Origin of the sequence: Paenibacillus sp. JNUCC32, from assembly GCF_014863545.1 — a bacterium.
Lineage (GTDB): Bacteria > Bacillota > Bacilli > Paenibacillales > Paenibacillaceae > Paenibacillus_AQ > Paenibacillus_AQ lautus_A.
The window spans coordinates 4,799,038-4,824,333 of sequence record NZ_CP062260.1; the positions used below are offsets into that span (position 1 = coordinate 4,799,038).

Genomic DNA, 25,296 nt, shown 5'->3' on the forward strand with positions numbered 1-25,296 from the left:
TTCCTGCCTGTATTCCTCAGGATTCGTGCTTTTTTGAACTTATGCCGCTAACTTGGTAAAGTGTATATATAGAGCAGAGAGAAAGGGTGTAGCGAGAACATGTCAGAACTTGTCGTACAAACGAAAGACGGGCGCATTCAAGGCCTTACGGAAAACGGAGTGCGCGTATGGAAGGGAATTCCCTATGCGAAGCCACCGGTAGGCCCGCTGCGGTTCCGTTCTCCTGTGCCCCCCGATTCATGGGACGGGATTAGAGAAACCACCGCTTTCAGTCCCATGTGCCTTCAGCCGCTTGAATCCACATCCAGCATGCTTGGCGGCGGCGTGATCAAGACGGTATCCGAGGATTGCCTATATCTCAATGTGTGGGCACCCCGGAACATGCCGGCGGAGCCGCTGCCCGTCATGGTATGGATTCACGGGGGCGCTTTTGTCACAGGCTCGGGCAGCTTGCCAAGCTATAACGGCGCGCCCTTCGTTCTCCGAGGAGACGTGATCGTGGTTACCCTCAATTACCGGCTGGGCCCCCTCGGCTTTCTCCATCTCTCTCCATACGGCGAAGCCTATTCCTCCAATACCGGTTTATTGGACCAGATCGCTGCCCTGGAATGGGTGCGGGACAATATCGCGGCCTTCGGCGGCGATCCGGAGCGGGTTACGGTATTCGGGGAATCAGCGGGCAGCATGAGCATTGCGGCGTTACTGGCGATGCCTGCAGCCAAGGGACTGTTCCACCGGGCGATCATGGAGAGCGGCGCTGCCCAGGTCATGGTTCCGGAACAGGCACGAATGATAACGGCCGGCTTGCTTAAGGAGCTGGACATTACGCCTGACAACATCCATCAGCTGGATTCCCTGACAGGCGTGTCGATATTCGAAGCCGGGGAACGGCTGAAGAAGCAGATCGGACCCGGCGTCAACATGATCTTTCAGCCGGTTCTGGATCCGGGCACTTTGCCGCATGATCCGCTGCAGGCCATCCAATCGGGATGGGCCAAGGACGTGCCGATCCTGATCGGGACGAATCTCGATGAAGGGGCTTTGTTCTTCCGGCCGGACATGCCGCTTGTGAAGGAAGACGTTCTAGTCCGCACCGTGGAGATGATGACCGGCATTGAGAATGCCGCCCCCATCACCAAGGAATACCCGTACAGCATCGACGGACATGCCCAGATTATGACCGATCTGTACTTCTGGCGCTCAGCCCTGCAATTCGCTTCCGCACAGTGCAAACACGCGCCGGTGTGGATGTACCGGTTCGATTGGACCTTGCCGGACCATCCGGTGCTCGGCAAAGCGATGCATGCCCTGGAAATCCCGTTTGTATTCAACACGCTGGCGCTGTTTGAGAATATCGGCGTTCAAGTCGATGCGGCCACGCAAGCCCTGTCGGACCGGATCCAGGATGCCTGGATTGCATTTGCGCGGAACGGCTCGCCGGATACGGAGGCGCTGCCGTGGCCAGCTTATGATCCGGCTTTGCGTTCAACGATGATATTCAACAACGACAGCAGGATCATCGAGGACCCGGATGCGGAGAAGCGGAACATGCTGAAATTATAATAAGGACACGCCATAAACCAGGGGATCCTTCGCCGATTGGAACCCTGGCGGCAGCAAAAAAGCTGTATTCCAGGCATGACATCATGCCGGAATACAGCTTTTCGTTATGATGGGTCGCACAAGGACATGCTGCTGATTGCGGGCTCCGCAGCCCCCTGCTGCAGCGAAGGGCTGAGAGGACTAAGTGCTCCTAGGAAATGCAAAGCTGCCTTATTTTACAGCCCCCTGCGTAATGCCGTTGATGATCCACTTTTGCGCGAACAGATAGATGATGATCATCGGCAGCATCGCCATCAGGTAGGAGGCAAAGGCCAGATTGAAGTCCGTGTTGAACTGCCCTTGGAATATATACTGCACCAGCGGCAGCGTGTAGGAATTCGTATCGCTGATGATGATGAGCGGCAGCAGGAAGTCATTGTAGGTCGAGAGGCAGATCAGAATGCCTACCGTCGCATTGATCGGTGCCATAATCGGGAATATGATTCTCCAGAATGTTCCCCAAGTCGACGTGCCGTCCACTCGGGCCGCTTCCTCCAGCGCAACCGGGATGGATTTGATATAACCTACGTACACAAATACGTTAAACGCCAAGGCATAGACGGTATGCAGGATGGTGAGTCCGACCAGATTCGTCATATGGAACCCGGCCGTCAGCTTGACCAGCGGCAGCATAATGATCGGGAACGGAATAAACATCGCGCTGATGAAATAGAAGTACAAGCCTTTGAAGAACTTCCGGTTCATATTGCGGGCAATGGCATAAGCGACGAGCGAATTCGTCAACAGGGTCAGCACCACCGTTGCCGTCGTCACCATGGCGCTGTTGCCCAGCGCATGGAAGAAATTCGTCATTTTTATGGCGTTCGTGAAATTCTCGAAATGCAGGTCTTTCGGCAGGCCGAACACCGATGCCAGCATGTCCTCCGGCGTTTTGAGCGCAATCGTGATCGTCATATACAGCGGAAACAGGATCAATATCGTACCCAATGTGATGAGAATCATCACCGTCCAGTTGGTTTTCGTCCGCATTACATGTCCCCCTCTCTTCTCTGCAGGAACCGAATCTGCACAATCGATATCGTGGCAATCAGGATGAAGTAGATCACGGAGTTAGCCGATTGGTAAGCAAACTCGCCTCCCTCGAAGCCGCCGGTATAAATCAGGTGGGAGATGGACTGCGTTGCCCGTCCCGGGCCGCCGTTGGTGAGGGCTACGATCTGATCAAAGACCATCAGGGAATTCTTCATCGCCAGCACCATGTTGATCGTAAAGAACGGCGCGATCAGAGGAAACGTTATTTTCCAGAACTCCTGCCAGCGGTTCGCTCCATCGAGGTTGGAAGCCTCGTAAAGCGTACCGGGAATGGTCTGGAGTCCGGCAAGATACAGAATCGTGTTGTAGGCAATGCCCTGCCATACCGCGACCACCACGATGCCGATCCAAGCATGCTGTTCACTGCCCAGGATATTGGTCGACAGCCACCCGATCCCCAGGTTCTGTCCCCAAATGGTGAACACATTCGAGAACAGATAGTTGAATATGTAACCTACAATCAGCACGCTCAGAATATTCGGAAGAAAATAGATGCCCCGAAAGAAATTCCTCGCCTTGATTCTGGCGTTCAGTCCCATGGCAATCAGCAGACTGAAGATGTTGATGAGGATGGTGACCACGACCGCGAATTTGAATGTGAACCAGTACGCATTGCCCACGTTGCCATCCTTAAACAGATTGACGTAATTCTTGAAACCGATGAAGTCGAAGTTATCGCCGAATCCGTTCCAGTTCGTGAAGGAGTAATACACCCCCTGCAAAGCCGGCAGCGTCAGAAATACGAAGAACAGCACGACCGCCGGCACGGTCATCAAGTAATAAGGCATAAGCCGCTTGTTCATGTTGGGTCCTCCTCAATACTTCTTGGATATCGTGTGAAGAAAATACCGCCTTCTGCCCGTTAACGCCTGTCAGCTACCTTGTCCCATTCGGTGTCCAGCTTCTTCAGATACCCGTCGATATCCCGGTTCTGGAGGAAGGATTGGATCACCGAGTTCAGCTGCACCGCCGCGGGAATGTAGTGGTCGGCAAAATCGATGACCTGGCCCCGCTCCAGGTAAGGCAGCAGCTCTGCGACGGCGGGATCCTCCTGCTTCACGCCCTCCACGGTGGAGAACAGCGTTTGCTCCGTTATATATTGCTTGCTATTCTCAGGCTCCAGTAAAAATTGAATGAAACGCTGAGCCTCCTCTTTATGCTTCGAATCCTCGGAAATAGCCAGTAAGGTATCCACGCCCGAAATCAGTTTATTCTCCTCCGGACGATCGCCGGTCGGCAGCGGAAAGAAGCCGATCGGCGCATCCGGATTCGCCTTCCGGATTTCCGGTATGGCCCAGGTTCCTTGGATATACATGGCGGATTCTCCCCTCGCGAAATCCCGGTTCCCGTCCGCATAGTTTTTGCCGAAGTTGTCCCCATGGCCATAATCCATCAGCGCGAGCTGTTTCTCCGCAATCTCCCGGTATTTCTCGGCAAACGTTACGGTGCCTTCCCGCCGATCCATGTAAAATTCAATGCCTTCCAGGTTGGAAGCCAATGCGTTAAACGGCAGCACCGTCTGCCAATCGTCTTTATATGTGAAATAAAACGGGATTCTCCCCGCATCCTTGGCCTTCTGCGCCGTAGCCAGCAGCTCGTCCCAGGTCTTGGGAACGCTGAGCCCCAGCTCCTTGAAAATTTCCTTATTGTACATGACGCCGTTAGCGTTAGTGGAATAGGGAATGCCCGTAACCTCGTCCATGCCCGCTACGTCCTTCAGCATCTGGACATAAGTCTCATCCACCCGGCTCAGCAGCGGGTTATCCGTCAAATCCGTAAATATGCCGCTTTGGGCCAGCAATGAATACGTATCGGTTGCACCCATGCCGATAATGTCGGGAATGTCATTCTTGACGACTCTTGTCTTGAGCACCGTCTCCGCATCCGGCGGATTTACCTGAACCACCTTGATCTCGGACTGGGATTCGTTAAATTTCTCGATGAGTGCATCAAAGGAGCCTTTCGCTTCAGGCTTGTTCTGAAAAAACTCAATCTGCACGCGTCCTGAGTCCTCTTGAGCGCCGCAAGCGGTCAGCATCCATACGGTCATCAAACACGCCGCAATCCATTTAGCTAGCTTCATGGTCTGCCCCCCGTTTCCTATCCTGATGTTATATGGTCGATGTCCATGTTAATTTACTACCCTATTTGCTTGGTTGGTAAACCTCCCGGACGCCGAGGCGGCGCTCTCTTCCCCTTATTGAACACAACAAAAAAGCCAGCAGATCAGGTTCTTCAACCTGATCTGCTGGCAGGGATTGGCTATCTGTTTATAGCCTGATCCAACCTACTCCAGCCATTTTTTATGAATGTCCGCAAACTTGCCTTGCAGCTTCATTTCGTCGATCCACATTTCCAGATAGCTTGCATATTCAAAGTCGCCGCGAGGGATCATGTAGCCTTTTTCGCTGTTCGTGAACGGCTTGTCCGTCAAAGCGGCATACAGTCTGGAATCCGCCTTCGCATAAGTAATCGCTTCGATTGTATCTGTGATCATCACGTCATACGTACCGTCTGCTACCAAATGCGGGATATCCAGGTTGTTCGGTACAACCGTCACATTCGCTTTGGTCAAGTGCTCGCGCACGAATACTTCGTTCGTTCCGCCCGGATTCACGCCGATGCGAACGGAAGGTTTATTGATATCTTCAACCGTCAGGTATTTGTCTTTGTCTTCTGCACGGATCAATGGAGCTTTACCGAAGGAAATGTACCCTTGGGATACATAAGCCGTTTTTTGTCTAGCCGTGTTGCGGGTAACGCCGCCCACTGCGATGTCGAACTTATCAGCTTGCAAGTCCTTCATCATGTTGGACCAAGTCGTGTTGACGTAGCGTACTTCCACGCCAAGGTCTTTACCGAGCTCTTCCATGGCGTCAACGTCATAACCTTCATACTCTTTTGTAGCAGGATTCAAATATGTAAACGGTTTGTAATCCCCTGTCATACCAACCCGGATGTAGCCTCTTTCGATAATTTCGTCAAGCTGGGAAGCCGCTTGCTTCTTCAGTTGACCAGGTGCATTGGTCGAGGCGGATTTAGCCGATACCTCCGGTGATGTGAGGACCTCGTTTGCCGCAAAGCCCGTTGCTACCAATGATAAGCTGACTACCCCTGCCAGTAATACCTTTTTCCAATTTTTAGCCATGATTTCGTTTCCTCCAGTTTTCTTCTAGTTGTACTTCGTGATGCCCCTTAGTGGGCAGCGGCATCGATCTGCCTTGAAACGTCAAACCTCTTCTTGCCGGTACTTCCTCTGACTTACTGCCTTGCACGCTTGCGATTTGAGCCGTTTTCCTTCCAGGCATCCCCCCTCTCAAGTACCGTTACGCGCGGTCCGTAAGATCCAGGGAATGTTAGAGACTGAATTTGCCGAGCTCTTTGCTGAGCTCCTGGGCGACCGTCTCCAGTTGTTTTACGGAGTTTGAAATCTCCTTGATGGTTGCAATCTGATCTTCCATGGCAGCCGTCACGTTCTGTGCATCATTGGAAGTCAGATCCGCAATGGATTTCAGCTCTTCAACCGAAGCGCTGACCTGTTCCGATCCAGCGGACATTTCTTCGGATGCCGCCGATACTTCCAGAATGTGATCCGCCACGTTGCGGGTCGCATTCAGAATGTTATCGAATTTCTCGCGCACATCTTCAATCAACGCAATGCCGTCCTGTACATCCTTACGGCTGACGTCCATGACCTGTACGGCGTTGATTGTGTCCTCGCGAATTTCCGTAATCAGTTTCGCTATCTGATCGGTTGAGACCTCCGACTGTCCCGCCAGCTTCTTGACTTCTTCAGCCACGACCGCAAAGCCTCGTCCATGCTCGCCCGCTCTGGCAGCCTCGATGGAAGCGTTCAGGGACAGCAGTCGAATCCGGGAGGTGACTTCCGTGATAAAGCTCAAAATTTGCTCGATTTCCGAGGAACGCTCATTCAAACGCTCGATCGCCGTGCCGACTTTGGATGTACCCTCGCCGATGTTGCCGATCTGTTTCACGGCTTGCTCAACGACAACCGATCCGGTCTCCGCTTGGCTGGCAGCTTCCTGCGCGGCTTCGGACACCATGGAGGACGTCTCGGCGATTTTGACGATCCCGCTGGCCATGTCGCTCATGGACGTAGCGATTTCGTTGGAACTTGAGGCGTGAGCTTGCGCTCCGCTGGCAATTTGGCGAATGGAGGATCCGATTCGGTCCACGCTGTCCATGGCCGTATCGACCCCGCTCGAGACGGTTTCCGTCACCGACATGACCTGCCGGGAGGAATCGTTCACGCCGAGGACCAGATGCTTCAGATGCGATACCGTCTGGTTGAAATCGCTGGAAAGAACGGCCACCTCATCCTTGCCGCTAACCTGAATGGTCTTGGTCAAATCGCCTGCTGCGACTTCCTTCACAGCCGTGTTGAGCCTGCGGATCGGCCGGACGATCTGGGCCGTGAACCAAATTGCTGCAGCGGCGGATACGACCAGGGCCGCAACCGAGATAATGACTAACGTAAACGACATCTCCTTGATTGGAGCATTCAGCTCATGGGTCGGTGCCGTCACGAAGACCCCCCAGTTCAAGTTGGACGGTGCATAAGCCGCCGAATACTCGGTACCTTCCAATACATAATCGAACTCGCCTGGTCTGCCCTGGCTAACCTCTTCGTAGGCCTTCGTTAATCCGGCGCTGTCAACGTCCTTCACGTTGGATTGAAGGACAAGCTCCTCTTGCGGATACCACATGAACGTCCCCGATTTGCTCAGAAGAAAGGCATATCCGGTGTCTCCGAACGTTTGGGACGATACTGTTTTCTGAACTTCGTTGATCGGAAGGGTGGAGCCCATGTAGCCGTACTGTTTTCCATCCTTCATCAGCGGAATGATCATCGTAACGATGTTATTGCCCGTCCGTTTGGAAAGCACCGGCTCCGACACGACCAGCTTGCCTTCGCCCTTCCCGGCTTCCTGATAATGGACGCGGTCGGACACGTCGGTCACCTCGCCCAGAAAGTTAATGACGTTCTTCCCCGTCAAATCGTACGAGAAGAAGAAGGTCTCAAATTCCTTGTTCACTTCCTGCGCAGCCTGAATCAACTGCAGATCCTGCTCTTTGTTACCCGTAATGAATTTCCCGATGCTTTCCACCTTGGCAATCTCCACATCAAGAAATTGGTCGATCTGAAGCGCAAGCTTCTCCGCGCTAAGCTGAGCTTCCTTGTCCAAGCTCTCCTGCAGCAAGTCAGATGACCGACTGTAAGTTACGGCAAAAACGGATCCAAGACTGACTAGCAAGAGCAAACAAATCATTGTAATCATCTTTTGCTTAAGACTCTTTAGCATGCTGTAAATCCTCCCCCAATAAGTAGCGCTTTGGTCCTATCCGATCATTCGTCCAAAATTTTTGCAAGTGCTCTTTTTTCTGTAAGGACTTTCTCTCTACATACAAAACGAACAGGCAATGTCGAAAAATGTTGGTGTAAAATGGGGAGATAAGACTCCGCTTTATAAGTTATCGGTAGCATTTGTCCAATATTTGAGAGTTTGGCGAAACTTTTTACATAATTCGACTTTTAGGTCGTTTATGTAAAAATAGATGGGTGATAGTTCTAAATGCCTATTCAAATGAAATAAATTACATATATCTTTAGACCTTGTTGGCGATCGGCAGCGGCGGCACCCCCCTCAGTCTTTGGGGCGCTGGCCGTCTTCGTAAGGCCGGGCGGAATCAAAGCACAGCTGCAGAAAAGCCAAAAAGGCTGCCCCATTGAAGCAGAAGGATCTGCTTGAGGGACAGCCTTATTTCACTCGTCGACCTTTAACCTGCCTTAATGGACAAATAAGGATCTTTGTTCGTTGTAAGCATGGAGCAGCGTGTAGCGGCTGTATCGAACCTTGTGGGCCTCAGCCAGGCTCCGTTCCAGCAGCCCATCTCCGATCGGAAGCTCCGACACCCCGGCCGGTCCGCCTACCATGCGCATCAGATCGCCCAGCACTTCCGGCTCCGGGAGATGCGTAATATGCGACCGGATGTCGTTCCAGTGCAGCGCCATTCGCCGTTCTATATCTTCCGCACCCGGGGAGGAGCCTCCGTTCAGCTCGATCCCCTGCTCTCCGATACGATGATACAGCTTCGAGATTTCCACGCAAGCGGCTCCTACTTTGGCACCGTGCAGCAGCTGTTTCTTCCCCAGACGGATAAACTCCATCTCCCAATAATGGGACAGGTGATGCTCCGAACCCGAAGCCGGATGGGATTGACCGAACAGCAGCATCGCCAGTCCGGATTCGACGAGCGCCCCCATCAAGATGCGTACGCCCTCCTCGCTCCGCTTCGCAATCTGTTCCACCGCGTTCACGCACTGGCTGAGCGCGGATTTCGTCATATCCGCCGAAATTTGCAAATAGGGCTCGTCGGCCACCAAACTGCCAAACCTCCAGTCGAACAGCGATGTGTACTTGCCCAGCATATCCCCGAATCCGGCCGCGGTTAACTCGGAGGGAGCAGCCATGAGAATATCGACGTCCGCGAATATCGCGCTCGGTCCGATGGCCGGAATCGTTATCTTCTCGCCCCGTATAATGATCGGCGCTCCCTTGGAATTAAATCCATCCACCGATGCGGCCGTAGGTACGGAGATGAACGGAACGCCCGCGGTATAGGCGGCGTACCGGCTAATATCGTGAATCGTCCCTCCGCCTACCGCCAGCACCGCCTTCGCCCCGCTATGCTGGATATCCAATATGACCTGGACCAGGGATACTTCATCCGCGATGACATCTCCCTTCCGGTCCGGAAGCAGCCGGGTGACCTGGACCCCAATCGATGATTTCGCGAGGAGATTCGAAAGCCTCCGGCCCGCATGGTCATAGGTATTATCGTCCACGACCATGACCACCGAGGTCCACCGTTTCGTCTCAAGGTAGCCCGCCACCTCGTCTAACGCTCCGTGCTGGATCTGAACCAGCTCTACTTCGTCCAGATTCGCAAGCTGATGGGCCGGTAAATCCGCCGCTAGACTCCGGACATTCGATAAAATGGAGGTCATATCCGCGTACCCTTCTTTCCGGTTACCGCCATCGCCGGCAGCGGGTCATTGCAGGTCATGCCGGTAACCCCGCACTCCAGCGAATACCGGACGCCCTGCTCATCGTCCGGGCAATAGCTCCAGACCAGCAGCCCCTGTGCCTGGAACCGGGCAACGAGTTCCGGCGTAAGCAGTGACATCTCCACGCCGATCCCCCACATTTTGGCGTAGGTGCCCTCCTCCCCGAAGTCAAAGCCGGACATTTTCTCGCCCGGAAACCCCTGAGTCTTCTGGCCATGCGTTTCATGGATATAGGTCAGAACCTGAGCATCGAAGCAGGTGAATACGCAGCGCGGCAGGTACCCGTACCGGTTCAGCATGTCAATCGCCAGGTCGGCGGCCTCTTGGGCATCGGGACTGGGCTTAATCTCCACGTTGCACAGAACCTCGGGGTATTCCCGAAGCAGTTCGCAAAGCTCCGCAAGCGTCGGGATCTTCAAGCCTTCGAATTCCCGGGCAAACCAGCCGCCCGCATCCAAAGCCTTCAGCTCCACAAGCGTGTAATCCCTTACCTCGCCGGCGCCATTGGTCGTACGCTGAACCGTTGCATCATGGATAACCACCACCTCCTTATCCTTCGTCAGCCGAAGATCAAACTCCAGCATGTCAACGCCTAACTCCAATGCCTTGCGAAAGGCCAGCAGCGTATTTTCCGGATAAGCCGATTTATACCCGCGATGTGCAGCCACCATCATAGAGGATGGCTCCCGTAGTCGTTCGATCATATGTCCTGCCACTCCTTTACCTGTTGTTATTGGGCCAAAATCCGTTCCGTCTCTTTCTTGAAGGTATCCAGCGTCGCCGGGATATCCTTGCTGTCATACATGATCGCTTCCATGGCCGAGAAGAACTCATGCATAATCTCAGGCCATGCCACATCCTTATTGGTATCCGTAGCGAATTCCAGCTGATCATAGGCGACTTTGCGGTTCGGTTCTTTGGCCCACAGTTCTTGGATCTTCTCCGACTCCACCATCTTCTTCGTGAAAGGCAGGTAACCGGATTGCAAAATAAATTCAAGCGCGCCTTCCTCTTCCATCTCCATCCACCGAATGAACTCCCATGCCGCTTCCTTGTTCTTGGAAGAAGACAGCATCGTGACGTTCGCGCCTCCGGTCGGATTCGCATATACTTCGTCCTTAGGCAGGAATGCCGTCACGTAATCGAAATCCACCGCGCTGGACAATCCGCCGATCGATCCCGTGGATTGGTACATCATCCCGACTTTGCCTTCCACAAACATGCTGTTTACGATGTTGCCGGAATCCTGAGCGGGCGGATAATACAAAGCGCCCGTGCTTTGCAGGTCTTTCAGGTAAGTGAACATTTTGGCTCCGGCACCGTTATCCGAAAAGCCGATCGACGTATTGTCGTCATTGAAGAACGTGCCGCCGGCTTGCGAAATCATGGCAATCGGATACCATGTGTCGTAGGGCATCGTGACGCCGTATCGCTTATACTCGCTGCCTTCCTTGACGACCAGCGCGTTCGCGACCTCCTTCATTTCCTCCCATGTCGTCGGGATTTGAAGCCCGAGCTCATCCAGCAAGGTTTTGTTCACGTGCAGGATCGGGGTGGAACGGTTCAGCGGCAGCGACACCAATTGATCATTGAAGGTGGAGTGTCCCATTAAACCGGCAGTGAAGTCGTCTGGGCTGATGCCGGAGCCTTCAAGAAAAGGCGTCAGATCCTCAAGGACCTCCGAATCGGCGAACATCTGGATGTAGGCTCGCTCGAGCATGCTGACATCCGGGCCGGTGCCGGATGCAATCGCCTGCTGCAGCTTGGTTACCGTTTCGTCGTAGCTGCCCTGGAAGGTGCCTACGACTTCGATATCCTCATGGGATGCATTAAAGCGCTGAATGAGCGCATCCATGTATTCCCCGTTCTTGCCTCCCAGCGAGTGCCAGAACTGCACCGTGGTTTTCCCCTTGTCTCCGGACGGGGCTTCGGTTCCCCCGCTTCCCGGTGCTTCGCCGGGCTCGGCCGAACCTCCTCCACCGCATGCGGCAAGCAAACTGAACAGCAGGATGACGGATAGGCGTGTATACCATTTGGATTTCATGTGATTCATTCCTCCATTAATTATTCGATTATGAATGGCTGAAACCTGTCATTTCCTGTAATTATTTAATGCCTGAATAAACAAAAGCCTTCACGATGTGCTTCGAACAGAACAAATATACGAGCAGGATGGGCACCACCAGAATCACGTTGCCGGCCATGATGATATGCCAGTTGCTGATGCCCTCGGTCTCCCGCAGCATGGCGATCCCCAAGGTCAGCGGCCGGACGGCTGCCGAATCGGTCATGACAAGCGGCCAGAAATAGTCGTTCCAATGACTGACGAAGCTGAACAGCGCAATGGTGGCGAGTGCCGGCTTCGACATGGGGATCATGATCTTCCGGATGATTTTGAACTCGCTGGCGTTATCCAGACGGGCCGCTTCGATGATTTCCTCCGGAATCTGCATGAAGTATTGCCGCAGCAGGAAGATGCCGAAGGCATTCGAAACGAACGGAATGATCTGCGGGAGCAGGGTTTTGACCAATCCCCAATCCGCCATCATCAGATAAACCGGAATGAACGTAACCTGTCCCGGGATCATGAAGGCCAGCAGGATCATGCCGAACAGCAGCGTTTTTCCCGGGAATTTATACTTGGCAAAAGCATACGCGGCCGGAATCATGATCAGGAACTGCAGTACGATGATGGAACCGGTGACGACAACCGAGTTCCTGAAATAGGTCAGGAAAGGCCCCGCATTCATCGCTTCCGCGAAATTCCCCCACTGCGGCGAAGCCGGAACCCACGTCGGCGGAAACGTCATCGTCTCCCGGAATGTCTGGAGCGATGTGGAGATCATCCACAGGAACGGAAAGATGAAAATCATGAGCACTGCAGCCTTCAGCAAATAGCCCAGCGCCGTCCATACGATTTTTAAGTCAAAGGTCTTCAAACCGTGCCTCCTTTCTTCGTGGCCAAAGCCTTATAGCCTTATTGATAGTGGACCTTCTTGGATAACAGCCGGAAATAGATGAACGTGAGCAATCCGATAATGGCCATGAGCACAACGCCTGTCGCCGCCGAATAACCGATATTGGTCGTTCGGAATCCGTATATGTAATACACAAGCGTCGTCGTTGCATTGTTTGGTCCTCCGCCTGTCATCACCTGAACGGTATCGAATACCTTGAAGGAGCCGATCGTCATGATGATGAGAATAAAAAACAGCTGCGGCGAGATCATCGGCAGTGTGATTTTGTAAAACACCTTGAACTTGCTCGCATTATCCAGCGCGGCCGCTTCATAAATGCTCGGCGATATGCTCTGCAAGGCTGCCACGATAATCAGGGTATAATAGCCGATGGCCTGCCAGACCGACACGATAATGACCGATATCAACGCGGTCTTGGAGCTTTGAAGCCATGCCGACGGCGGGAGTCCAACCAGCTTGAGCAGATAATTGAGCAGTCCTTGATTCGGCTCCATCAGCCACAGCCAGACCAGCGAGATCGATACGATGGATACGACGTGCGGCGTGAAAATCCCGGCCTGGACGATCGAATTGAAACGGCCTTTCTTGTTCAGCCATACGGCGATCAGCAGGGACAGCAGCATGGTCAAAATGACGACCCCGGCCGTATAGACGGAGGTGTTCCAGAGTGCTTTGTAGAAATCCCCGCGCCCCAGAATCTGCGTGAAATTGTCCAATCCGACAAATTTGCTCTTGTCTTTGTTCATCAGGTTGTATTTGAACAAGCTTAAGTAAATCAAATAACCTACCGGATACATCACGAACAGCAGGATACCCGCCATGGCTGGCGCGATCAGCACATAGGGCCTGATCCCTTCCCAGATCCTCCTCTTATCCATGGGCCAGCCCTCTCAGCCGCTCCATGAACTCCCTGTGGCGGTTGTCCTTCTCGTCCACCCGGTTCTCATCCGAACCGAAGAAAAACAATTGGTCGGCCGGCACGCCGAGACAGACCTGCTGATCGACATGGTATCTGTCATCCGGACATTTCACCATGAATGCATGACCATCGGTCGTCTTCACCTGATAAATCGTCTCGGAGCCCAGCATTTCTCGCGTGATGATCTCGCCCTTGGCCGTGTAGTGAAACGATTCCGGTTCCGTGCCGATCACAACGCTTTCCGGACGGAACCCGAACGTCGCGCGATCGTCCCCCAGCGGCGCAATGTTCATGGGAGGAACCCCGATGAACTGGGCCGCAAACAGATTGCTGGGCTTGCGGTACACCACTTCGGGCGGCGCCTCCTGCTGAATGACCCCTTTGTTCATCAGCACGATGGTATCCGCCATCGACATGGCCTCAATTTGGTCATGGGTCACGTAAACAAAGGTCGTCCCGAGCTTCTTGTGCAGCTCGATCAGCTCGATCCGCATCTGAACCCTCAGCTTGGCGTCCAGATTGGACAACGGTTCATCCATCAGGAAGACGGACGGATCCTTAACCATGGCCCGGGCTAAAGCCACCCGCTGCCGTTGTCCGCCGGACAAGGTGGAGGGCTTGCGGTCTAAATAATCGTTCAGTCCCACGGTTGCCCCTATGGTTTCCACCAGTCGCTTACGCTCGGCTTTGGGAACCTTATTGTTCACGAGGCCGAATTCGATATTCTCGCGGACCGACATCGTCGGGTAAATGGCGTAGTTCTGAAACACCATGGCCACGCCGCGCTTCCCCGGTGCAATGCGCGTGACATCCTTGCCGTCGATCAGAACGGAACCGGAGGTTTGAGGGTCTATGCCCGCGATCATCCTTAGGAGCGTTGTTTTCCCGCACCCTGAAGGGCCGACCAGGACGGTGAATTTTCCGTCCTCGATGGTAAGATCCAAGTCCTGTATGACGGTTTGACGATCAAACGACTTGCTCACTTTCACAAATTCAATGGATGCCAAGAGCGATCCCCCTCACCAATGTGTAATGATGCTGTCATGACAAGCGAAAAAATGAACGATTCCATAACATGAAATCCCTTACATGCACCTGATAATAAGTACGCATCAAATGCACATGTAATGATCACTTTTGTTCATTTTTATTTAATTCGATTGTAGATCTGCAATATTAGGAGAGTGTTAGGCCTTCGTACGGATTGTGTAAATTCGCTTCGCAGCAAGGGATTTAACATGGCATTAACATAACGGGAGTACACTAGATAGATATGGAGCCCATTAAGCATAAAAAAGCAAAAGTGCGCATTGTATGTACAAACGCACTCTGCTGCTCATTGTCCAATTAGGAAGGGAGAAATTATCGATTGCTGGCACACGAACGAAAGAAAAGGATCATTGATTACGTAAGGCAATACCGTACGGCAACGGTTGCCGCCCTGGCATCCGAATTCGGCGTCCATACGGCCACCATTCGCCGCGATCTGGCGGAGATTGAACAGGAAGGCGCTTTGAAGCGCACGCATGGCGGAGTCATCATGGAGCAATGGACGCATAACGAGCCATCCTTTAATGAACGGACCAACTTTCATCGGGACGAAAAAATACGCATCGGCCAGCTCGCGGCTTCACTTGTGGAAGACGGGGAAAATATCATCATCGATTCGGGGACAACCACCCTTCATATTGCTACGCATCTTGTGCACCGCTCGGACATTACCGTCATAACCAACGATATGAACGTTGCCGTCGAACTTCGCGATGCTCCGGGCATCAAAGTCATCCTGACCGGCGGGGAGCTGTACCCCTCGAGCTATATGCTAAACGGCATGTTTACCGACCATGTGCTGAAATCCCTGCATGTTGAGAAAGCGTTCATCGGCACCCCTGCCCTGCATCCCCAGCATGGCCTCATGCACCCGGAGGCGCTGCTCGTCCCGGCCAAGCAGAACATGATTCAGGCCGCCGGCGAAATTGTCGTAGTCACCGACCACAGCAAGATCGGCAAGCTGTCCCTGCATACGGTCGCTCCCAACAGCGCCATTCATACACTCGTTACCGGCAGCGAGGCTTCCGACTCGGATGTCAAGCCTTTTCAGGATCGGGGTATCACCGTTTACAGGGTTTGAGGCTAGCAAACTTTGCATGCCTTTGCGTACCTTGGCATGCCTTTGCATACCTTCGTATCTTTGCGGACCTTGGCGGACCTTGGCGGACCTTGGCGGACCTTGGCGGACCTTGGCGGACCTTGGCGGACCTTGGCGGACCTTGACATGCCTTTGCATACCTTCGTATCTTTGCGGAACTTGGCGGACCTTGGCATGCCTTTGCATACCTTTGCACCTTTGCGTACCTTGGCGTACCGGCATATTTTTGCATACCTTCGTACCTTTGCATACCTTGGCATGCCTGAACATACTTCTTGTAGAAAGCACAAAAGGCACCCCGGGGGTGCCTTTTTCAAGCTGCTGCTCGCCAGCGGCTTGCTTATTTATATTCCACTGCTATGTTTACCATCCATACTCGCTTTTTTTCGCGATCACCGGCTTAGACCAAAAGAGCAAACAGCAGAAATTCACTGAACGTCTATAGACACAATCGCCATGTCATTCAATATGTCCAAAACTCAACGGTCGACAGCCAATCCAAGCATGCCCCGGACCACACACCGTGCACGCAGGGTGCACAGGGTGCACAGGGAGCAGTGCGCACGATGTACTTGTTCTTTGGTATAAGGACTTCCTAACGGACTCAGAATACCTTATTTCATCGAAAACAACCCTTTTAGTAACTTTAGCGGACCCAGCGGACCTTATTTGCTGTTTTAATCGGTATTTGCCCCCTTATTTCTCATAATAGCGGATCTGGAGTCCGGTACATTGTGAAAAATCGGGTTATGATCTTGAATAACGGAACTAGGGTCCGTTTAAGTTGGCAAAAGCCATGAAATCATACAGAAGGAAGAACATCGACAGTCAGTGAACCCACAATATTTCTTTAGGTAAATCCAAGCTATCAGGGTCAATGCGCAGCCGACGGAAGCTATCTTCTCTACGCTTATTAGAAGCTATCTCCTCTGTACTTATTAGTGGAGGTGAAAAAAAGGAAATATACCACCGCCCACTCTCTCATTCCCTCCATCCGCATAGCGGGTGGTTCTTTGTTTCGCGCGGTTCACGCACGCAACTGGCTAAAGCCTAAGAAAAATCCGGCAGTCATTAGACGCCGGATCCGGTCAAACGATCGATTTAAGGGATAACCTTCCAAACTTCGGCAGATCCAGGTGTTTCGCCTTGAGTCCACCATTTTGCTTCATAGTTCACGCCATTGTGGCTGACTTTGCTGCCGCCTAAATAAACGGCTGTTGCGCTCCATGCCGGATAGGTCGTGGAACTTCCGGATGTTGAAACCGTAAGCGGAGCCGATGCGGATGATTTACTGCCTGAGCTGCTGACGGCTACCACAGTGTACGTATAGGACGTTCCTGCGGTTAGCCCCGTGTTGGTATAAGAGGTTGAAGTCGATGTACCCACAAGGGATCCGTTACGGTAGATTTCATAACTGGAAGCCCCGGTGGAAGCTGTCCATGCCAAGGATACGCTGCTGCTTGTTTGGGATGGGGAAGTAAGTCCTGTCGGTGCAGGAACGCCTGGGTTCGGAGTTCCGCCACCGCCGAAGTCTACATCGATGACGTTATAGAAAGCGTTAGCCGTGTCAGCTACTTCCCATACCGCCAGAATGACATGGTAACCGGACTTGGCAGGAACGTTACATGTGGATGCATAGTTTGTCGGAGGTTTTACGCCGCCGTAGTTAATGGAGCAGAAAGGCGTCAGATCGAACGAAGCTCTGCTCAGCGGAGCATTTTGATCCCAGCCGTCTTTCGTAATGTAGTATTTCCAGCTTGCCGTCGCATGGTTGGCCGTCAAATGCCATTGGAACGTCGTGGTTCCCGGGGAAATGCTTACTTTGCTCCAGCGAGTTGCGGACTGCTCATCGAGTTTAGGGAACGCGCCGCCTGCACTCGCGATTTTGCCATCGGCGGGACCTGCGTTCGGCCAGCCTTTAGGAGCTTCCAAGCTTTGCGGCTCATACACGATGGCACCGCAATCGGTGTTTTGCCCCTGCTTACACAGAATGGCGCGGCTTCCTGGAGAATCGACATATCCGTGGGCAGAAGCTTTATCCGCAAATAAAACCATGAACAAGGTCATCAACAACATCGTGGAACCAGCAATGATCAAATTCTTGAGCCAAGCTTTGTTCGGCAAACTTAAAGTCATACAATTAATCCTCCTTTAATATAAAAGATAATAAATAAAGCGTTTACACAACCTCCGGCTGCTCAGGCCACCTCCCCTTCTTTGATACAGTAGTTGCCCTCTTAACTTACAGATAACTTGACTGAACTTGGAAATCTTCCACAATCATCGTCCAAGCTTTACCAGTACTATCATTATTTTAAAGCATCTGGAAGTCGTATCCCATAACACTAATCAACGATTTGTTACACATTTCAATGAAATTGGATAAATATGTAACCTGAAATGTTATGAAAACACACGGAACTTGCAGAAAAAAATCGCAAAAAAAAAGCATGCCTCCCCTGGGGGAATCATGCTTTCATCCATGCTGTTCGATCCGTTCAGACCGCGCAGCAGCTCTATTCCACGCCGTCCCTAAAATGCTTCTGGTAATGTTTATCCCCTTTATGCTCCAAATCCTCGATCGTTAGCTCCAGGGTATGAATAATCTGTTCCTTGACCTGATTCAACGTGTCAAAATACACGTTCTCCTCCGCTCCAACGATGCGTGTGCCACTAAGTGCCTGAACGGCCTGGTAAACCCGGTGCTGTTCGGCCAAATCGTCGACGGCCTGCAGCGTATGTTTCATTTGAAGGAACAGATCCTTATGATGCTGGGTGGTCAAACGTTTTTCAAGCTCCTCGATTCTGGCATTCATGGCAGCTCTCTCCTTCGCAATAAGATGCTTTCGATTATACTTCCTTGGAATCCCCTTTTCCAATAAATTCTTCTTATATATATCACGGTTTCTTTACGGTGAAACAGGAAATTGACCACTGCTCAGCGAACTATGATAACGTTAACATTTTGCATAACTACATACACTGAGAATGACGAAATCGATCAAACATTTGGAGGTAACAATGGAAAACAACGGACTCGGAGGAAAGAGCATTATCCTCAGACTAGAAATGAATACTCAAGAGATCAAATTCGGTGAAGTTGCATCCGCCATATTTGAAGCCGGGGGAGACATGGTTGCCATCGACGTCATTCAAGCCAGCGGCCACATTACCGTACGCGATATTACCATTACGGTCACCGACAGCGTCGATATCGAAAAAATTACAAATACAGTAAAACATTTAAAAGGCGTTCGGCTCGTCAATGTTTCGGATCGCACCTTCCTGCTGCATCTCGGCGGCAAGATCGAAACCCAGCCCAAAATCCCCATCCAAAACCGCGATGACCTATCTCGCGTCTATACGCCTGATGTCGCCCGCGTATGCTCGGCCATTCAGGAGGATCCGAAAAAAGCCTACACGCTCACGATTAAAAGAAATACGGTGGCCGTTATTTCGGACGGAAGCGCCGTGCTCGGTTTGGGCAATATCGGCCCATATGCGGCCATGCCGGTCATGGAAGGGAAGTCGATGCTCTTCAAACAGCTGGCCGGCGTAGACTCCTTCCCGATTTGCCTTGACACCCAGGACACGGAAGAGATTATAGCCTGCATCAAAGCGATGGCGCCGGCATTTGGCGGCATTAACCTGGAGGACATTTCCTCTCCGCGCTGCTTCGAGATTGAACAGAGACTGCGCGACGAGCTGGACATCCCTGTATTCCACGATGATCAGCACGGTACGGCGGTCGTTCTGTACGCGGCGCTGATCAATGCCCTTAAGATCGTCGGAAAATCCATCGATAACGTTCGGGTCGTTGTGTGCGGAATCGGGGCTGCCGGGGTGGCATGCAGTAAAATCCTCCTGTCGGCCGGCGTTAAGGACATCATTGGCGTCGACCGCGAAGGTGCGCTGGTTGCTGGAAAAGAATACAGCAATAGTATGTGGCAATGGTACGCAGAGCATACGAACCCGAACAAAGTCGAAGGTTCCCTGCGCCAAGTGATCCAAGGTGCCGACGTGTTCATCGGTCTTTCCGCAGGCGGCCTGCTTCGCCGCGAAGACGTACAAGCCATGGCTGATCAACCGATCGTATTCGCAATGGCCAACCCTACGCCGGAGATCAGACCCGAAGAGGTCGAAGATATTGTGGGCGTTATTGCGACCGGACGTTCGGATTATCCGAACCAGATCAATAACGTCCTCTGCTTCCCTGGTATTTTCCGTGCAGCCCTGGACTGTAGAGCAACTACGATTAATGAGGAAATGAAACTGGCCGCAGCCGAAGCCATTGCATCCGCCGTATCGGACGAGGAACGCAACCCGTCGTATATCATTCCGAGCGTGTTCAACCAGAACGTCGTAAAGGCCATTCGTGAGCTTGTCGTGAAAGCAGCGGTCAAGACAGGGGTTGCCCGGAGAATTCCGCGTGAATAAGAATTCCCTCATCCGAAAGTTCAATAAACAAGCTCCTATATATGAAAGGAACACCAGACAGCGCAGACTCGGAGAATGGAGACAGCGGCTGCTTCATGGAGTGGAGGGCAAAGTGCTCGAGGTAGCTGTCGGCGCCGGCGCCAACTTCCCCTTCTATCATCCTGATAAGGTGGACGTAACGGCAGTCGATTTCAGTCCCGAGATGTTAACCCGGGCGCGCCAAATGGCATCCGAGCTTGGCATTCGGGCCACTTTCCTGGAACGGGACATCGAGACCCTGGAGCTGCCGGAACGTACCTACGACTGCGTGGTTTCCACCCTGTCGCTATGCGGCTATGAAGATCCGGTAAAGGCATTGAACAACATCAACCGCTGGGCCAAACCCGGCGGCCGCATTTATTTGCTGGAGCACGGCATGAGCACGAACCGGCTGCTCGGCGCCGTGCAGCATTTCGTCAACCCCGCGGCACGGCGGATATCCGGGTGTCATTATAACCGGGACATGATCGATATCGTGAATGCCTCGGATCTGAACATCGTCAAGACGGAACGCTATTGGAACGGCATCATCCATCTGATCTGGGCCCAAGCAACCTGACCGTTCATACATACATTCATTTGGACCTGGCGGCATAATTTTAATATGAGCTCTTAATCATGGATATGGAGGAACTTGTTATGAACACAAGGCCTAATGCTAACGAATATTTGCCCCTCGGCGAAAAATACGTATCGCTTGTCCCTGAAGGCCATATTGCCGAGATCTTGCAGCGGCAGCATGACGAGACGTTAAGATCGCTGAGCGATCTGACGGAAGAACAAGCTAATTTCCGCTATGCGGAAGGAAAATGGAGTCTCAAGCAGGTGATCGGCCATATCGCCGATGTAGAGCGTTTATGGAGCTATCGCATTCTCTACATTTCGCGCGGGGATGCCCGTGAATTTTCAGGGTACGACCGGGAGATTTTTGTCCAGAATTCTCCCTTCGGCCAGCTTCCTCTGCGGGAAGCCCTTAAAGATTACGCTGCCGTCAGGCAGTCCACCATTACGCTGGTTGGAAGCTTGAAGGAGGAAGCGCTGCTGCGTCAGGGCACGTTCAACAACTACCCGCTCTCCGCCCGGGCGGCCGCCTATGTCATTGCAGGGCATGAGCTTCATCATATGAATATTTTGCGGGATAAATATTTAACGTAATATAGATAAGCTGCTTAGCGGCATGGTCTAGTATTACTTATTCTTAAACAAAAGGGGGCCCCAAAAGATCTTAGATCTGACGGGAACCCCTTTTTCTGTTAGGAGACGCTCCGTGTACGAATGGTTCCTCCCAGTGTTGCTCCCAATTTCTCGGAATGGTTCAAAGCATGGAAGAAATTTGGGGACATATGCAAAGGATGACAGCTCAAGCTGGCTTAGCTCCAATTCCACACCTCGATGCGGCCCAAACGGAATCCCCAGAATTCCGACTCCTCCTTCAGCTTCTCCAGCTCCCGCACAGGTCCCGTGACGGTTGCCCCATAAACTTGAACTCCATTTTTCTTCAAGTAGGCCAGCCGTTGTTTGTCATCATCTACACCGTTGTATTTGATATTGTTGGTCATCCATTCAACGTCGACGATCAGCTGCTGCACATCGTCCGATATTCCTGCCTCCAATGAGAAAAAAGTATGCCATGCAGAAAGGAAATGGTTATCGTCAAACATAATTCTGGGCCTCAATGTAAGATGGGGGATCGTGTGACCAGCGCCGCTAGAGCTATAAGTACCCAGTTTGATTTCCCTCAGTTCACCAGCAAAAACAGCCATATTGGTCGCTCTAACATCATAGTCCGACAGGAGCTCCAAAACCTGCTCCGGTGACTTCAACGTTCGAAGCGAGAAGAATAATTCCGCTACGTTGCCGTCCTCCAGTTTCTCTAACTGGTTCATTGCACCATTCGGATGAGAGGAGTCTGTAATCTTCCCACCATCCAGAAGCGCAGAATGCAGAACATAAGGGTCCCTTTCTTCGCGGTTCAGGTAAGGCCCCTGTTCTTCAATGGAATAGGTCAGTTCTCCCCATAACCTCTTCTTCGCGTGAAGCTCTCCGACAATCAACTGCCACTCCCCCACATCCTTATACACTTTCAGCGTTTTCTTCTGGGTGAGGAAGGGCGTCACTTCTATCGAAGTCAAGCCGCGTTTATCTACCATAAGTCCACTCTCATGCAATTCAACCGTCGTCATGACAGACCTTATAAATTTATCGTTCAGGCCATTTTTTTCATAATAAATTTGGACGGCTATATAATACATGACATAAGTAAGAAACACGGCCAACGCAGCTAATAAAGCATGAAAGAGCAGCGTTGCCCTTGTCCGCCAGGTCATCCGATTAACATGCAGCATTCGTATCTTCTCCCCCTTCTCACTTAGACAACGGTTTGAATTCGCAAAGGTTACGGTAAAATCAAAAATCGCTACGGCAGCTAGAACAACAGCTACCGTAGCGATTCCGTCCACGTTATTCGATTATGGCGCTTTTCGTGGTTGGGCTGTCCTGTCCATCCCAGCACTCCACATCCTGAAGCCCTTTGATGCTGTCTTTAGTGAAGACCGGATCGAGGCCTGCCCGCTTCTGCTTCAAGTAGTCATTCAGCGCGGCAAAGGCCGTTCGGGATAACAGCGCGATGGCGATGAGATTCACGATTACCATCAATCCCATGAAGAGGTCGGCCAAATCCCACACCAGCTTCACGCTGGTCACGGAGCCGAAGATGACCATGGCCAGCACGGAAACCCGATAGATCCATACCCAAACCCGATTCGACTTCAAAAATTCGATGTTGGTTTCCCCGTAGTAATAATTACCGATCAAGGTACTGAACGCAAACAGGAAAATCATGATCGCCAGGAAGTCGGATGCCCACGCACCCATCTCCATGGCCAGGGCAGCCTGCGTCAGGGCGATTCCATCAAGTCCGGTCTGCTGGTATGCGCCGGTAAACAGAATAATGAATGCCGTGCTTGTACATATGACGAGCGTATCGATCAGGACGCCCAGCGCCTGAACCAGTCCCTGCTTCGCCGGATGGCTTGTCGTTGCGGTCGCCGCTGCGTTCGGTGCGCTCCCCATGCCGGCTTCGTTGGAGAACAGGCCTCTTTTGATCCCGTTCATGAGCGCGGCACCGATCGATCCGCCGACCACCTGCTCATAACCGAACGCGCTTTTGACGATTAGCGCAAAAACCTCCGGCAGCTTGGTGATGTTCGCCAATACGATAAACAGCGCGGCACCGACATACAGTACAGCCAGAATCACGACGATCAGCTCTGACATTTTGGCAATTCGCTTCACTCCACCAAAGATGATGGCCGCAAAAACAACCGCCATGATGATCCCGAGGGTTAAACGATCCATGCCGAAGGAATTCTGGAAAGCTATCGTAATCGTGTTGGATTGAACCGCGTTAAACACAAGGCCGAAGGACAAAGTAATCAGGATCGCAAACAGCACGCCCATCCACCGCTTTTTTAATCCTTGCTGCATGTAATAGGCGGGACCTCCGCGGAATCCGCCCGCTCCATCCTTTACCTTATAAATCTGCGCCAATGTGCTCTCAATAAAGCTGGAGGCCGATCCGATGATCGCGATGATCCACATCCAAAATACGGCCCCCGGCCCCCCAAGCGAGATAGCCAGGGCAACGCCGGTAATGTTCCCGGTCCCGACGCGGGCCGCCATGCTGATGGCAAACGCCTGAAACGGAGAAATGCTGCCCTTCGTTTTGCTCTTGGGTTCGCGGATGACACGGAACATCTCGCCGATCAGGCGAAACTGCAGAAACTTGGTGCCCACCGTAAAATACAGGCCAAACGCTATCAGCAATACGATAAGCAGTTTAGACCATAGAAAATCGTTAAAGATAGTAACTACCTGCTGTACAATTTGATCCATTCTCTACCCTCACTATATATATGTCATCACCCATGGTGTAGGTTTGTGAAAAATAGCCCATGTTACATCTAACCATTACTCCCCCCTTGGAGACAAGAGGTTAATTGTGGAAGAGGGAGGCAGGGTGAACAGATCAAGGTCCTTCAAGGGAACCCCTATAAAAAAGACCCTCTCCTCGCGGGTTTAGCGCAGGGAAAGGGTCTTGTCGGTATGACAAGGCTGCTTGCTTCAGCTTGCCTACAATGATGCAGGATTCGTGCCCGTGTAAATCAGAATCGCATCGCGGAGGAACTTGGCGGTTCCAGGCTGCTTCTCGTCATAATGGGCGGTAAACCGCTCATCGTCAACATACATCTGGGCTAGGCCGGCATGGGCTTCTTTGCTGTATTCATTCCAATAAAAGGTGAGCCAACGCTTGTGAAGATCGGCCGCCTTCTGGGCCAGCTCGCCGGCAGGATCGCCCTGCTTAAACGCTTCGGCCAGCGTTTCGTACAGCTCCTCCGTCAGACGTGTTACTTCATCATGCTGCGCTTGCGTCATATTTTTCAGCTTGGCATTGGATTGATTTACAGTTTCGTCGCCATACTTTTCGCGAATTTCCTTACCGTATTTCTTCTCGTTATCATCAATCAGCTTCTGCTTGAATCCTTCGAATTTCTCTTGGTCACTCATCGTTTTTCTCCCTTCGGCGGAGGCTATCGTGTTCTCCACATTGGTAATCAGCAAATCCAGTTGCCTTCTCTTGTCTAGGAGCTGCGCATGGTGTTCCTGGAGCGCCTTGGTCCGATTGAAGGATGGTGAGGTCATAATCTCTTTGATACCGTCCAATTGCAGCCCAAGCTCCCGGTAAAACAAGATCTGCTGCAATTGATCGACCTCCTCCTGCCCGTAAATCCGATACCCCGACGAGTTGATTCTGGCCGGCTTCAGAATCCCGATCTCATCGTAATAACGGAGGGTTCGCGTGCTTATTCCCGCCAACTTCCCAAGCTTCTGCACCGTGTATTCCATGGTTTCACCTCCTGACAAACTCAATGTACACCTTTACGTAACGTTAAGGTCAACACTTTGTGCAAAAAAAATGATGACTTTCTTATATATAAAAAAAGAAACTGAATGTATTCTTAATAGAATA

General features: G+C 52.0%; 21 protein-coding genes. 5 read left to right on the plus strand and 16 right to left on the minus strand.

The window, feature by feature from the left end; all coding sequences use genetic code 11:
- The first annotated feature begins 99 nt into the window (after positions 1-99).
- On the plus strand, positions 100-1,563 hold the full coding sequence (locus JNUCC32_RS21305; RefSeq protein WP_192569768.1) for a carboxylesterase/lipase family protein: 1,464 nt from the start codon (positions 100-102) through the stop codon (positions 1,561-1,563).
- Positions 1,564-1,773: 210 nt separating this feature from the next.
- On the opposite strand, the gene JNUCC32_RS21310 is transcribed toward JNUCC32_RS21305, so the two are convergent.
- The 11 genes from JNUCC32_RS21310 to JNUCC32_RS21360 all read right to left on the minus strand — a co-directional run bounded on the left by JNUCC32_RS21310 (position 1,774) and on the right by JNUCC32_RS21360 (position 14,649).
- Positions 1,774-2,592, minus strand: coding sequence for a carbohydrate ABC transporter permease (locus JNUCC32_RS21310; protein ID WP_192569769.1), 819 nt, complete (start codon positions 2,590-2,592; stop codon positions 1,774-1,776).
- The gene (locus tag JNUCC32_RS21315) at positions 2,592-3,458 is read right to left on the minus strand and encodes a carbohydrate ABC transporter permease (protein WP_009590746.1); all 867 of its coding nucleotides are present in this window, start codon (positions 3,456-3,458) and stop codon (positions 2,592-2,594) included. The genes JNUCC32_RS21310 and JNUCC32_RS21315 overlap by 1 nt, the downstream gene beginning before the upstream one ends.
- A 59-nt stretch (positions 3,459-3,517) precedes the next feature.
- Positions 3,518-4,738, minus strand: a complete 1,221-nt coding sequence (locus JNUCC32_RS21320; RefSeq protein ID WP_096777049.1) for an ABC transporter substrate-binding protein — start codon at positions 4,736-4,738, stop codon at positions 3,518-3,520.
- A 204-nt stretch (positions 4,739-4,942) separates the two neighbouring features.
- Positions 4,943-5,803 (minus strand): transporter substrate-binding domain-containing protein, encoded by an 861-nt coding sequence (locus JNUCC32_RS21325; protein WP_090912662.1) that lies wholly within the window; start codon positions 5,801-5,803, stop codon positions 4,943-4,945.
- Positions 5,804-6,011: 208 nt separating this feature from the next.
- Positions 6,012-7,979, minus strand: coding sequence for a methyl-accepting chemotaxis protein (locus JNUCC32_RS21330; protein WP_096777050.1), 1,968 nt, complete (start codon positions 7,977-7,979; stop codon positions 6,012-6,014).
- Between the two features lie 485 nt (positions 7,980-8,464).
- Positions 8,465-9,685, minus strand: coding sequence for a sn-glycerol-1-phosphate dehydrogenase (locus tag JNUCC32_RS21335; RefSeq protein ID WP_192569770.1), 1,221 nt, complete (start codon positions 9,683-9,685; stop codon positions 8,465-8,467).
- Positions 9,682-10,449, minus strand: coding sequence for a glycerophosphodiester phosphodiesterase family protein (locus tag JNUCC32_RS21340; RefSeq protein ID WP_192569771.1), 768 nt, complete (start codon positions 10,447-10,449; stop codon positions 9,682-9,684). Before JNUCC32_RS21340 ends, JNUCC32_RS21335 begins: the two co-directional genes overlap by 4 nt.
- A 26-nt stretch (positions 10,450-10,475) precedes the next feature.
- On the minus strand, positions 10,476-11,789 hold the full coding sequence (locus JNUCC32_RS21345) for an ABC transporter substrate-binding protein (RefSeq protein ID WP_096777053.1): 1,314 nt from the start codon (positions 11,787-11,789) through the stop codon (positions 10,476-10,478).
- Positions 11,790-11,850: 61 nt separating this feature from the next.
- Positions 11,851-12,684 (minus strand): carbohydrate ABC transporter permease, encoded by an 834-nt coding sequence (locus JNUCC32_RS21350; protein WP_096777054.1) that lies wholly within the window; start codon positions 12,682-12,684, stop codon positions 11,851-11,853.
- Positions 12,685-12,722: 38 nt separating this feature from the next.
- Positions 12,723-13,601, minus strand: a complete 879-nt coding sequence (locus JNUCC32_RS21355; RefSeq protein WP_096777055.1) for a carbohydrate ABC transporter permease — start codon at positions 13,599-13,601, stop codon at positions 12,723-12,725.
- Complete coding sequence (locus tag JNUCC32_RS21360) at positions 13,594-14,649, minus strand: ABC transporter ATP-binding protein (RefSeq protein ID WP_096777056.1); 1,056 nt, start codon at positions 14,647-14,649, stop codon at positions 13,594-13,596. The genes JNUCC32_RS21355 and JNUCC32_RS21360 overlap by 8 nt, the downstream gene beginning before the upstream one ends.
- 362 nt (positions 14,650-15,011) lie before the next feature.
- Between JNUCC32_RS21360 and JNUCC32_RS21365 the strand changes: the two genes are divergently transcribed.
- Entirely contained in the window at positions 15,012-15,773 is a 762-nt protein-coding gene (locus JNUCC32_RS21365) for a DeoR/GlpR family DNA-binding transcription regulator (protein WP_012818956.1), read from the plus strand.
- 1,119 nt (positions 15,774-16,892) lie between these two features.
- Here JNUCC32_RS21365 and JNUCC32_RS21370 read toward each other — a convergent pair.
- Both JNUCC32_RS21370 and JNUCC32_RS21375 read right to left on the minus strand, forming a co-directional pair.
- Complete coding sequence (locus JNUCC32_RS21370; RefSeq protein ID WP_096777058.1) at positions 16,893-17,927, minus strand: lytic polysaccharide monooxygenase; 1,035 nt, start codon at positions 17,925-17,927, stop codon at positions 16,893-16,895.
- Positions 17,928-18,307: 380 nt separating this feature from the next.
- A complete protein-coding gene (locus JNUCC32_RS21375) occupies positions 18,308-18,607 on the minus strand; it encodes a hypothetical protein (protein WP_096777059.1) in 300 nt (99 codons plus the stop codon).
- 205 nt (positions 18,608-18,812) lie between these two features.
- Between JNUCC32_RS21375 and JNUCC32_RS21380 the strand changes: the two genes are divergently transcribed.
- From JNUCC32_RS21380 to JNUCC32_RS21390, 3 genes are all read left to right on the plus strand, one after another.
- On the plus strand, positions 18,813-20,228 hold the full coding sequence (locus JNUCC32_RS21380; RefSeq protein ID WP_090912644.1) for an NAD-dependent malic enzyme: 1,416 nt from the start codon (positions 18,813-18,815) through the stop codon (positions 20,226-20,228).
- Positions 20,221-20,826, plus strand: coding sequence for a class I SAM-dependent methyltransferase (locus JNUCC32_RS21385; RefSeq protein ID WP_192569772.1), 606 nt, complete (start codon positions 20,221-20,223; stop codon positions 20,824-20,826). The genes JNUCC32_RS21380 and JNUCC32_RS21385 overlap by 8 nt, the downstream gene beginning before the upstream one ends.
- An 80-nt stretch (positions 20,827-20,906) precedes the next feature.
- Complete coding sequence (locus JNUCC32_RS21390) at positions 20,907-21,422, plus strand: DinB family protein (RefSeq protein ID WP_192569773.1); 516 nt, start codon at positions 20,907-20,909, stop codon at positions 21,420-21,422.
- A gap of 215 nt (positions 21,423-21,637) precedes the next feature.
- Here JNUCC32_RS21390 and JNUCC32_RS21395 read toward each other — a convergent pair whose 3' ends face one another.
- From JNUCC32_RS21395 to JNUCC32_RS21405, 3 genes are all read right to left on the minus strand, one after another.
- Entirely contained in the window at positions 21,638-22,612 is a 975-nt protein-coding gene (locus JNUCC32_RS21395; RefSeq protein ID WP_192569774.1) for an anti sigma factor C-terminal domain-containing protein, read from the minus strand.
- Positions 22,613-22,727: 115 nt separating this feature from the next.
- On the minus strand, positions 22,728-24,161 hold the full coding sequence (locus tag JNUCC32_RS21400; protein ID WP_192569775.1) for an alanine/glycine:cation symporter family protein: 1,434 nt from the start codon (positions 24,159-24,161) through the stop codon (positions 22,728-22,730).
- Between the two features lie 237 nt (positions 24,162-24,398).
- Entirely contained in the window at positions 24,399-25,172 is a 774-nt protein-coding gene (locus JNUCC32_RS21405; protein ID WP_192569776.1) for a MerR family transcriptional regulator, read from the minus strand.
- Between the last annotated feature and the right edge of the window lie 124 nt (positions 25,173-25,296).